The organism is Paenibacillus chitinolyticus, assembly GCF_045038035.1.
Taxonomy (GTDB): Bacteria; Bacillota; Bacilli; order Paenibacillales; family NBRC-103111; genus Paenibacillus_F; species Paenibacillus_F chitinolyticus_A.
Genome location: NZ_CP173427.1, coordinates 3,060,376 through 3,072,202, shown reverse-complemented (window position 1 = coordinate 3,072,202; position 11,827 = coordinate 3,060,376). Strand labels below are relative to the sequence as shown.

The following is an 11,827-nucleotide window of genomic DNA, read 5'->3' as shown; positions in this document are numbered from 1 at the left end:
GTTTGGAAAGAAGGAATGGAGATGGAGGAGCACCGCGTAAAAGGTTTATCCTGCGCCAACTGTACACGCGAGCTGGAAGAACAGATTCAGAAGCTGGAACACGGGGCGGAAGCCAGACTGAGCTATAACAGCGGCAAGCTGACCGTGGACAGCCGGATATCCATGCCTGCCGTCGAGAAAATTCTGGGCAATGACGGGGCTTATCTGGTCAAACCCCAGCCGGAGGACTCACATTCGCACGAAGCGGACGGACACAGTCATCACGGTCACGATCACGGTCACGATCATGATCACGGAGGACAATCCAACCGGGCGATTACCCGCAATCTTATCGTTTCGGCGGTGCTTTTCGCGATTGCATTTTTCACGGACGGACGGGTGCCGGCCTATGTATCCATCCCCTTATATCTGATCATTATGGCACTGAGCGGCTACATGACGTTCATCAAGGGCGCTAAAAACTTGTTCCGCCTGAAATTCAATATTGATACGCTGATGACCATCGCGCTCGTGGGAGCCATCGTGATCGGCGAGTGGAAGGAAGCGACGCTTGTCGCCATCCTGTTCGGACTGAACGAGCTGCTGGAAGGAATGGGCATGGAGAAAGCGCGCCGTTCCATGGAAACGCTGCTCCAAGTCGCTCCCAAAGAAGCGGTGCTGCTGACGGACGGCCAAGAATCCGTCGTACCGATCGCGTCTCTTAAGATCGGAGATCTCGTTCAGGTCCGCTCCGGACAGAAAATTCCTTCCGACGGCATTGTGGAAGAAGGCAGAAGTTCGGTCAACGAAGCCGCCATTACCGGTGAATCTCTGCCGGTGGAAAAAGCGCCCGGCGAGAAGGTGTTCGGAGGCAGCATCAACAACGAAGGGCTGCTTAAAGTCCGCATCGAGAAGGCGTATCAGGATTCGTCCTTGGCGAAAATCCTGCATCTGGTCGAAGAAGCCCAGGAGACGAAGACGCCGACGGAGCTGTTCATCAACCGCTTTGCCAAGTATTACACGCCGCTTATCATGATCATCTCGCTACTCGTTATCGTCATCCCTCCGCTTTTCCTGGGGGGAAGCTGGTCGACATGGCTTTATCAGGGGCTGGCCGTTCTGATCGTCGGCTGCCCGTGCGCCCTGATTTTATCGTCGCCGATCGCCATCGTATCCGGCATTACCCGAAATGCCCGTCACGGCATTCTGGTTAAAGGCGGCGTGTTCCTGGAGCAGCTGGGCAAAATCGATACGCTCGCGTTCGATAAAACCGGCACGCTGACCAAAGGGGAGCCGCACGTGGAGAAGTCCGTGGTGCTGGATGAGGGCAAGTTTTATCCCGCCGCCGCGGCTATCGAAAAATCTTCCTCGCATCCTCTCGCCAAAGCGATTATGAAGGAGATAGAGGCGAAGGGCATCCGGGCCGAAGAAGCCGACTCTATCGAGACGGTATCCGGAAGGGGAGTGGTGGCGAGCTTCAAAGGAGAGCGGTACTGGCTCGGCAACGAGAAGAGCATGGAACATCTGCGGATTCCGGCGGATATCCAGCGGCAAATCGACTCGTTGAAGGAAGAAGGGCTTACTTTAGTTATAGTCGCCGATAACGAAAAGGTGCTCGGTATGTTCGGAATATCCGACGAGATCCGGGAGGAAAGCCGCGGAGTGATCGCCGCGCTGCATAAAGCGGGCATTCATAAAACGGTTATGCTGACCGGAGATCATCAGAAAACCGCGGAGAAAGTCGCCAAAGCTGTCGGTGTAAGCGAATATTACGGCAGTCTTCTCCCCGAACAAAAGGTCGACAAAATCAAGGAGCTCGCCGCAGAAGGCACGGTAGCCATGATCGGGGACGGCATCAACGACGCTCCGGCACTCGCTTCCGCCCAGCTCGGCATTGCGATGGGCAAAGGAACCGACAGCGCGGTGGAAACCGCCGACATCGTGCTGATGCAGGATCACCTCGGTAAACTGCCCGAAGCTATCTCCGTAGCGCGGCAGGTGAACCGGGTAATCAAGATGAACATCAGTTTGGCGCTCGGATTGAAAGCCATCGCCCTGCTCCTGACTATTCCCGGTCTGCTGACCTTGTGGATCGCCATATTGTCGGACATGGGAGCCACCATTTTCGTAACGCTGATCAGCTTGACCGTTCTTATCGAGAAGAAGCCCTCTTCTTTATCTTAACCAATAGAAAAAAAGTGCTCCGCACCGGGTGCGGGGCACTTTCTTATTGTGCGGCGGAGAAGGGACTCCCTTAACCGTAATGTTTTTGATATAATAGGCCGTATGGAAACGAAGGCGGTGAATGGATCATGCAAAAACCAATCGAAGACCTCTGCGACGATTCCTGCGCGGGGACGGAAACGGACGGGACTGCTCTGGAGCATGCGAAGATGAACGAATTTATGGCCGTCAACTTGGCGGATATGTTCAAAGCTCTCGGAGATCCTACACGCGTCAAAATCATTTATGCGCTTTCCCAGCAGGAATTGTGCGTCCACGATCTGAGTGTCGTGCTTGAAATGGGACAATCCGCCGTCTCCCATCAGCTCCGGTATTTACGGAATGTCCGGATCGTTAAGCGGCGCAAAAGCGGCAAAACCGTTTTTTACTCACTGGACGACGATCACGTGAAAGAAATTTTCCGCCAAACTCTCCAGCATCTCGCGCACGTATAAAAAAACAGAGTATCTATTCTCCGGAAATAGATACTCTGTTTTTTGTCGTCAGGGGAAAGGTGATCGTGACCTCCGATCCGGTGCCGACTTCGCTGGAGAACCGCATTTTGCCGCGCATGGCATCGATCAGGCGGGTCGTGACCATCAGGCCGAGCCCGGTCCCCTTACTTTTCGTCGTATAGAAGGGAGCCCCCAGTCTTTCGATTTCTTCCTTGGTCATACCGCTGCCGTTATCGGTGATGGTAATGACGGCTTTGTGCTTCCGGACATGACCGTGTATGCGGATCAGACCGTTAGTTTGGGTCGATTCGATTCCGTTTTTGATCAGATTGACGAACGCCTGCTTGAGCTTGGAAGAATCCCCCTCGATAAAAATATCGCCCTCGCAGGAAAGCTCGATTACGGCTCCCGACATGCTGGCATAAGGTTCAAGCATCGTCACCGCCTGCTGAAGCGAATCGCCGAGATGGATGAGGCCCGTTTCCGTCAATTCGGGTTTAGCGAAGAGCAGAAACTCCGAGATAATCTTCTCGGCCTGATCGAGTTCTCCGATGGCGATGTTTAAATAACGGCCGAGCTTCTCGTCGGCTTCCTTCTGGGAAATCTGGATATACCCGCGCGTAACTTGAAGCGGATTTCGGATCTCGTGAGCGACACTGGCGGCGAGATCGCTGAGATGCTGCAGCTTCTCGGCTTTCTGGATTTCGATACTCATCTGGTCATGCCGGAGCATATGCTGAAACCATAGGATAAGGAGCACCGGCAGCAGAAGCTGTACGGTTACGAGAAGACTTACTTGCGGCAGCAGATCCTGCCAGACAAAACCGTGATGCGAGACGATATAAGACAGCCAGATAAGCAGAGCGGCAGCGCCGATGCTTGTGTACAAGAGCGACAGGGCGATTTTTTTTCGCGAAGGATACTGGTAGAAATCACGGGCCCTGAACAGGACGGGCAGAAATCCTGCCGCATAGAGGATGACGTCCGAAACTCCGAAAGACGGGAACATGATCCCATGAAAGATCAGCATCATTCCGAGCGCGGTAAACCCTCCGTAATACCCTCCGTATATAAAAGCGAGCAGCAGAGGAATGCCTCTTAAATCCCAATAAAAATCAGGAACGAGATACATAACCGGATAGCTTATACTGAAAATCCCGGAAAACCCCATCAGGATTCCCATCAGAAATCGGTTTCGTTTTTTTTCTCTTTTATAAAAACGCGTAAGCATAAAAATCTGGTAAATATGAGGGGGAAATGTCATGATGAACAAATGGACAAGGATATCTTTCACGGGCCGCACTCTCTTTCTGAAAGAAAAAAGAACTCAGATTCCTATTATGGAGTTCTCTGGCAGATAATGCAATAAATAATGATGCCATTTGCCCGGAAACTCATCAAAAGTTGGTGAACATGGAGGAATATTTCACCAAGTTGTTGAAATCTTTAAAAATAAGCCGGAGGTGCTGAGATTGAGAATTCTTGTCAGCCAGCCTAAGCTGGAACGGAACCTGGAACAACTGCAAGCGGAATTGATGATGTATCCCGACATAACTGCGGCAGTTTTCCCTGAAGGATACTTACATACGAATCTACCCCGGGCGTGTGAGCTTGCGGCCCTTAAGCGTACTCTTCTGATAAGCGGGTCGAAGAATCCGAAAGACCGGGCCGTGATCATTAACCGGGGAGGGGAAGTCGTGATGGACCGGGCCAAATACAGCGGATATGAATCTGTCTTGGAAGAAGGGCTACTCATCACCCCGATTTTGTGTGACGAACTTGTTCTGCGGGAGGTGGGGGATGCGAACAGCCCCCGGACCGATTTGTTTGTACAGCCGATCGGCGTCGGCATGTTCAGTGAAGAGCAGTTCGATGAATGGGTTGCAAAAGCGAAAGAAATCGCCTCCCGGCATCATGCCATGGTGATCGGGACGAGTCATGCGGACGGATCCTTTCGCGGCAGCGAAGTTTCGCTGCCTATCGCGTATTGGATAGACCGGGACGGTGAGCCTCTGTTCATTTCCAAAGGCGATGTGCGCAGCCGTATTGTGGATCTCCGCACCAAAGAAATCACGGTCTGTGAACCCGCCGCAAAGGAGAGTGTCCTGTGAGGACGGATAGAGAAGCTTTGAAACCCGAAGTGAAGGCTTACCTCAACCGAATCGGTTACGAAGGGCCGCTGGACGGCAGTTATGAAGCGCTGGCTTTGCTGCAGGAGCAGCATCTGCATACCGTTCCGTATGAAAATCTGGATATCCTGAACGGTGTTCCGCTGTCTCTGGACATAAAGCGTCTGCGCCACAAAATCGTCGAGCGGCGGCGGGGCGGCTACTGCTTCGAGCTGAACGCCCTGTTCGGCTGGCTGCTGCGCCAGCTCGGTTACCCCGTGACCGATTATGTCGCCAGGTTCTGGCGAGACGAGACGCAGCTGCCGCCCAAACGCCGCCATCACGTGCTGAAAGTGGAGGCGGAGGGAGTCAGCTACTTATGCGACGTAGGTGTCGGGGGCATCGTGCCCCGGAGACCGGTCCGTCTTGCCGAGAAGCTGGAACAGCGGCAGGGCGATGAGTTATACGCCATGGAGCGGAACCCCGTATTCGGCTGGGTGCTGAGCGAGAAGCATCACGGCAGTTGGAGGCGCATTTACTCGTTTACCGAGGAGCCGCAGCTGCCCAAAGATTTTGTCATGGCCAGCTTCTGGTGCGAGCACAGCCCGGACTCCATTTTCACGAAGGATGCGATGGTAGCCGTTCGGACCCGGGAGGGCCGCAATTCGGTCTCCGGCAAGGAGTTTAAGCTGTTCACGCCCGAAGGCGTGCGCACGTTCGTGCCTGAAAACGACGCGGCCTACAAGGAAGCTCTGCTTAAATATTTCGGCATTCCTCTGGAATAAAGCTTGCATAAATAAGCTTCGTTGTGTATAGTCATTCCTAAGTTAACCAATTGAATATGTTGGGAATAGGTGCCCAGCCCCTCGGGAGCTGGAGCTTAAAAGGGAAGTCCGGTGAAAAACCGGCGCGGTCCCGCCACTGTAACAGAGGAGTCAAGGCGATTATGCCACTGGTCTTAGACCGGGAAGGCAGCCGAAGATGATGATTCTGGAGCCAGGAGACCTGCCTGTTCTGACAGCACTGCTTTACCTACGGGAGATAGGGAGGTGTTAAAGTACGAGCCGCTGATTATACAAACAGAGGGCGTCTTTATCCTTGCATGCTCCGGGGATAATGACGTCCTTTTCTTATTTTTCGCGTACAAAGAAGCAATTGAAGCAGGGAACTTATGCAAACATCCAATTCAAGCCACTATCAGGAGGTCAAGATCATGAACGCATTGAGAAGCAGCAGTTTGGGGTACCCGAGGATCGGAGCGGGACGTGAATGGAAGAAGGCGCTGGAGTCTTTCTGGGCCGGTAAAATCGGGGAGCGGGAGCTGACGGACAAGCTGACCGAGGTCCGCTTGGGAAATCTTCGCGTTCAGCGGGAGAAGGGCATTGAGCATATCGCGGTCAACGATTTTTCGGGATACGACCACGTGCTGGATACTTCCGCCATGTTCGGAATCGTCCCGGAACGGTTTCAATATGAAGGCGGTGAAGTATCTCCGGGCACCTATTATGCGATGGCTAGAGGTGAGGACGGGGCGGCCGCATGCGAAATGACGAAATGGTTTAACACCAACTATCATTATATTGTGCCGGAACTCCAGGGAGCGAGGCCCCAACTGGTTGAGAACAAGCCTCTCAAAGCTTACCGCGAAGCCAAAGAAGCGCTCGGAATCCAGGGCAAGCCCGTGCTGCTCGGACTGTTTACGTTTTTGAAATTGTCCAAAGGGTATGCCGAGACGGAAACCGATGCCTGGATCGACCGGCTGCTTCCGCTGTACGGCCAAGTGCTGCAAGAGCTGGAACGGGAAGGCGCCGAATGGGTGCAAGTGGACGAACCACTGCTTTCGACAAACGTATCCGCCAAGGACATGGAACGGATTGAAGCGATCTACAAAGCGCTGGCAGAGGCAGCGCCGAAACTGAACATTATGCTTCAGACCTACTTCGAATCCGTGGAACATTACAGCAGGGTTGTACAGCTGCCCGTAAGCGGGATCGGGCTTGATTTCGTACACGGCGGGGAGAAGACGCTGAAGCTTCTGAAGAGCGAAGGATTTCCTGAAGGCAAAATCTTGGGAGCGGGTATCGTGGACGGCCGGAATATTTGGCGTTCCGATCTGAAGGAGAAGCTGAATACGCTTCGCGACATTTTAGCCGTGGTTCCCGGGGAGCGGGTGATCGTCCAGCCATCTTGCAGCCTTCTGCATGTGCCGGTGTCCACCATTCACGAAGATAAACTCGATCCGGTGCTGAGAGACGCTCTTGCCTTCGCCGACGAGAAGCTGGAGGAAATCGTCCTGCTGTCCAAGGCGGCGGTATCCCAAACGGCGGAAACGGCCGAAGAGCTACAGCGGAACGAAAAAGCGCTGGCCGCCCTCCGGTCTTCCGAAGCTCGCGGCAACAAAGCCGTCCAGGCGGCCGCTCTGCAGCTTCAAAAGGTGCCGGCGGCACGCAGCGCGGGCTTCGGCGAGCGACGGGCCCTCCAGCGCGAGAAGTGGCACCTGCCGTTTCTCCCGACGACGACGATCGGAAGCTTCCCGCAAACAGCGGAAGTCAGACAGGCGCGGTCCAAATGGAGAAAAGCGGAATGGACGGACGAGCAGTATAAAGCGTTTATCCGGAGCGAGATCGATAAATGGATTAAGCTTCAGGAGGAACTGGATCTGGACGTCCTCGTTCACGGGGAATTCGAACGGACGGACATGGTGGAATTTTTCGGCGAAAAATTGGACGGCTTCGCCTTCACGCGCAACGGCTGGGTGCAGTCCTACGGCTCGCGCTGTGTGAAACCGCCGGTCATTTACGGCGATGTGGCGTTTACGCAACCGATGACTGTCGAGGAAACCGTCTACGCGCAGTCGCTCACGACACGTCCCGTCAAAGGGATGCTGACCGGACCGGTTACGATTCTCAACTGGTCATTCGTCCGGGACGATCTGTCCAGAGACGTGGTCGCCTACCAGATTTCGCTTGCGCTGGAGAAAGAAGTGCAAGCGCTCGAAGAGGCGGGAATCGAAATGATCCAAATCGACGAGCCCGCTGTCCGTGAAGGCCTTCCTCTTAAGAAAGATGAGCACCGGGCTTATCTCGATTGGGCGGTCAACGCTTTCCGCAGCACAACGGCGAACGTGCGGGCCACGACGCAAATTCATACCCATATGTGCTACTGTGAATTCCACGACATGATCGGGTCTATCCGGGATATGGATGCCGACGTCATATCCATCGAAACTTCCCGCAGCCACGGCGAGCTGATCGAAAGCTTCGAACAGCACACGTACGAGAAGGGAATCGGGCTCGGTGTCTACGACATTCACAGTCCGAGGGTCCCTTCCGTCGAAGAGATGGTAAGCATGATCGAGCGTGCTCTGCGCGTACTCGACCCGCAGCTCTTCTGGATCAATCCCGATTGCGGGCTCAAAACGAGAGGCAGCGAGGAAACCGCAGCCGCCCTGCGCAACATGGTTGCGGCCGCCAAACAGTGCCGGGAAACCATGGCCGTTACTCAAGCTTAACCACCGAGCAGATTAAGGTTGGCTGCAGATGCTTACGGACCGATAAACATAAGCCGTCCAACAATCCGAGCCTTCGTCCGGCGTAAACCGGGCAGAGGCTTTTTTTTACATTAACACGAGAAGAAAATAGGAACGTGAGTTTCCAAACCGTTGGAAGAAACCCATAAACATGGTAAGATAGAAGGATAAACGGCAGAAGGTAAGACCGTCATTCAGGAGGTATAATGGCAAAGGCAAAAGTAAAACGTCCGACCCGGGATGAATTCGAGCTGGAAGAACTCGGTAACCGGCTGGTGGAAGCGAAGGACGAGGATTCTTTAATTCTTCTCACGGTATGGGGCTGGGAGGAGCAGGTCTACGGCAGAATTACGGTCATGGATCCCCGGACGAGACTCGTACACGTTCAGGACGGCGAACAGCTGACGAAAGTTCCTTTTATGGACATTATGCAGGTGGATAACGCCTGATTAGCCTTACAAGCATCCGGAAGGATGCTTTTTTACTTTGTGCCGGAACGAATAGAATGAGGCCACTCTGGAGAAGTTAGGAGAATATTGGTAAAAGGAGCTAATCCACGTGAACGAAACGAACTCGAGATCAGCCGCCGCTTTCCCCCAGTTTCCGGAATCGTACTGGCTGGCTTCCGCCCATATTCCCTCTTTTTCCAGGCTGAACGAAAATATCCGGGTAGACGCTGCAATCGTCGGCGCCGGAATAACGGGTCTGACGACGGCCTACCTGCTGGCCATGAAAGGCTTAAAAGTCGCGATTGTGAACGCGGGGCGCATTTTGCACGGGACGACCGGATATACGACCGCCAAAATTACGGCCCAGCACGATTTGATCTACGATCAGTATATTTCCGACTTCGGCGAAGAAAAAGCGCGGCTGTACTACGAGGCGAACCGAGACGCTCTTCAGTTCGTCCGTCATCTGGTCAAGGAGCACAACATTCAATGCCAATTTGAAGAACAGGATGCCTTTGTGTACACCGATTCGGATTCTTCTCTGCAAAAAGTGTTCAAAGAATACGAAGCTTACGAAAAATTGCGAATTCCCGGCAGCTATGTAGAAAAAACCGATCTCCCTTTCGAAACGAAAGGGGCGGTCGTAATGAAAAATCAGGCGCAATACAACCCGGTCCCGTTTCTGACTCATCTGGCTGAAGAAATCGTGCGCAAAGGCGGGCGGATTTACGAGGAAACCACCGTAACCGGATACGAGCCGGGGAGTCCCTCCGTTCTAAAGACAAGCGGCGGATTTACCGTCAGCAGCTCGCATGTCGTATCCGCTTCCCACTTTCCTTTTAACAACCTGCACGGGCTGTATTTTGCGCGTCTTCACGCAGAGCGCTCTTACGTGCTTGCCGTCAAAACGGACAAGCGCTACCCCGGAGGCATGTACATTAGTGCCGATAAGCCGAAGCGCTCCCTGAGATCCGTGCTGATTAACGGCGAGCCGATGGTGATCGTCGGCGGAGAAGGCCACAAGACGGGCCAGGGCATCTGCACGTTCCAGTATTACGAAGCGCTCGAGAAATTCGCGAGGAAAACCTTCGGGGTGAAAGAAATCGCGTACCGCTGGTCGGCTCAAGACCTGTACACGCTGGATACGATCCCGTACATCGGACAGGAGCTGGATGACGTTCCGAATCTGTACGTCGCCACGGGCTATAAGAAGTGGGGAATGAGCACGGGCATTGCCGCAGGCCAGTTGAACGCGAAGCTCATTCTAGGGGAAGATAGCCCCTACAGGGACTTGTTCTCGCCCTCCCGGTTTCACGCGAACCCGTCGATTAAAACCTTTGTGGTACAAAATGCGAACGTCGCCAAAGAGCTTATCGCCGGCAAGCTCGAATTTCCCACGAGAGAAGCCGACGAACTCCGCGAGGATGAAGGAGCCGTGGTACATGTCCGAGGGAAAAGAGCGGGCGCTTACCGCGACCGCGAAGGAAGCCTGCACGTGGTCGACACGACCTGTACGCATATGGGATGCGAAGTGGATTGGAACGCGTCCGAACGGACATGGGATTGTCCCTGCCACGGCTCCCGTTTTGCCTACACGGGTGAAGTCGTCGAGGGGCCGGCTTTGAAGCCGCTGGCGAAAGTGGAACTGGATGATTAGACGGCGGAATGCCGAAAAAAACCGCACCAAGCCGGAGCGGTTTTTTGATGTGTTTTTTTACAGTGGTATAGCGGCGGGAAGGCGTGACATCTAGAAATAATCCGAGAAATAAGGCTGCTCGTTCGTAATTAGCTTTTCCAGCAGCTGAACCGCTTCTTTGTCCGCGTGAAACCGGCGTATCCGCTGCAGGTAAGAAGGCCGCTTGTAGCTCATCAGCATCGTGGTCAGCGTCTGGATATCGAAGGAAGCGGAGGGAGTACCGCCCCCGTCGGCCAGTCGGCCTTGACCTTCTTTGTCCACTGTCAAAGTGAACGTTCCCTGATTCCATTCCAGCATGGGATCGTGCAGGTTGAAGGTTAACTTGCATTCTTCCCCCTGCGCCTGGAACGGGTATTGTTCGATGAACTGGCTGACATCCACGATCCGCGCCATGAAATAAGGCGCAATCGTTTCTTTGATATCCCCGTCCTCCAAGAGGAAGGACATCGGTTCGTCCTTGTAGGTATGGCCTTTTACATAGGTGACCATGGAGAAATGAGCGCTTATGAAATTCCACAGACCCGTCCGGGCTTCTTCATCGAGAAAAACCATTTCCTTCATATGAAAAATTTCGCCCGCAATCCAATACAGCAAAAACCCGGTAGGCTCATGATCCGCATCGTAATAAATGGCCACGGTCATGTCGTCGAGATCCCAGCGCAAATATTCTTCCCAGGCCAAATTATTCCGCAGCATGGCGGCATGGTTCTGTAAAGCGAAGCGTTGATACACGGTTTTGATATCGGGGTGTTCGATCGTCACCCGTTCCACATTGCCGGGGACGGTTTTCAGCTTCGGTAGCTGCGTGTCTTTGACTTCGAACGAAATTTTATCGGAAATAATTTCCCAGCCTTTGCGGCGGTAGTACGGAATGGAGTACGGATACAAATACGAGATAGACTGCCTGCGTCCTCGCATGTTCGTAAGAGCCTGCCTCATCAGTTGGTTCATAAGCCCCATATTAGCGTATTCGGGATAAGTGCCGACGCCCGTCAAACCGCCCATATCGTAGATCCGGCCGAAAATATTCACTTGAAACGGGTATACGGCCAGCTGTGAAATCAGCTTGTCTTCATCAAACCAGCCGAGAACATCGGCTTGCTTCAGCACCGGAAGCTTAGCCTGGGCGATTTCACGGTCTTCCCAGCCGAACGTTTGTAAATCATGGTTCGTAACCTGGAACACATAGCGGAGCAAGTGGTTGAACTGTTCTCCGTGCTGGGGTTCCACGCTCTTCATTTTGAGTCTTTCCTGCAGTTTCCGGCGGCTCATGGTCGTACCTCCGTATCGGGCTTTGGTTATAGGGATCCCATTAGGATGCATGGACTCCCAATTTTCAGCTTACCCTTTTCATCCGGGGAGTAATCAGCATCGAAAAAGCGCGCTCC

Annotated in this window: 9 protein-coding genes and 1 riboswitch; of the genes, 7 read left to right on the top strand and 2 right to left on the bottom strand. The window is 53.6% G+C overall.

Annotated elements, in window-relative coordinates:
• Window positions 1-21: 21 nt before the first annotated feature.
• The gene (locus ACI48J_RS13835; RefSeq protein WP_405078730.1) at window positions 22-2,163 is read left to right on the top strand and encodes a heavy metal translocating P-type ATPase; all 2,142 of its coding nucleotides are present in this window, start codon (window positions 22-24) and stop codon (window positions 2,161-2,163) included.
• A gap of 128 nt (window positions 2,164-2,291) precedes the next feature.
• On the top strand, window positions 2,292-2,657 hold the full coding sequence (locus ACI48J_RS13830) for an ArsR/SmtB family transcription factor (RefSeq protein ID WP_405078729.1): 366 nt from the start codon (window positions 2,292-2,294) through the stop codon (window positions 2,655-2,657).
• A 13-nt stretch (window positions 2,658-2,670) separates the two neighbouring features.
• Here ACI48J_RS13830 and ACI48J_RS13825 read toward each other — a convergent pair whose 3' ends face one another.
• A complete protein-coding gene (locus ACI48J_RS13825) occupies window positions 2,671-3,951 on the bottom strand; it encodes an ATP-binding protein (protein ID WP_405078728.1) in 1,281 nt (426 codons plus the stop codon).
• A gap of 178 nt (window positions 3,952-4,129) precedes the next feature.
• On the opposite strand from ACI48J_RS13825, the gene ACI48J_RS13820 reads away from it, so the two are divergent.
• The 5 genes from ACI48J_RS13820 to ACI48J_RS13800 all read left to right on the top strand — a co-directional run bounded on the left by ACI48J_RS13820 (window position 4,130) and on the right by ACI48J_RS13800 (window position 10,400).
• Complete coding sequence (locus tag ACI48J_RS13820; protein ID WP_405078727.1) at window positions 4,130-4,768, top strand: hypothetical protein; 639 nt, start codon at window positions 4,130-4,132, stop codon at window positions 4,766-4,768.
• The gene (locus tag ACI48J_RS13815; protein ID WP_405078726.1) at window positions 4,765-5,550 is read left to right on the top strand and encodes an arylamine N-acetyltransferase; all 786 of its coding nucleotides are present in this window, start codon (window positions 4,765-4,767) and stop codon (window positions 5,548-5,550) included. The genes ACI48J_RS13820 and ACI48J_RS13815 overlap by 4 nt, the downstream gene beginning before the upstream one ends.
• 50 nt (window positions 5,551-5,600) lie before the next feature.
• Window positions 5,601-5,793: riboswitch (cobalamin riboswitch) on the top strand.
• A 185-nt stretch (window positions 5,794-5,978) separates the two neighbouring features.
• A complete protein-coding gene (gene metE, locus ACI48J_RS13810) occupies window positions 5,979-8,276 on the top strand; it encodes a 5-methyltetrahydropteroyltriglutamate--homocysteine S-methyltransferase (protein WP_405078725.1) in 2,298 nt (765 codons plus the stop codon).
• Window positions 8,277-8,500: 224 nt separating this feature from the next.
• Entirely contained in the window at window positions 8,501-8,743 is a 243-nt protein-coding gene (locus ACI48J_RS13805) for a YolD-like family protein (protein WP_009673767.1), read from the top strand.
• 109 nt (window positions 8,744-8,852) lie between these two features.
• A complete protein-coding gene (locus ACI48J_RS13800) occupies window positions 8,853-10,400 on the top strand; it encodes an FAD-dependent oxidoreductase (protein WP_405078724.1) in 1,548 nt (515 codons plus the stop codon).
• Window positions 10,401-10,490: 90 nt separating this feature from the next.
• Here ACI48J_RS13800 and eis read toward each other — a convergent pair whose 3' ends face one another.
• Complete coding sequence (gene eis, locus ACI48J_RS13795; RefSeq protein WP_405078723.1) at window positions 10,491-11,711, bottom strand: enhanced intracellular survival protein Eis; 1,221 nt, start codon at window positions 11,709-11,711, stop codon at window positions 10,491-10,493.
• Between the last annotated feature and the right edge of the window lie 116 nt (window positions 11,712-11,827).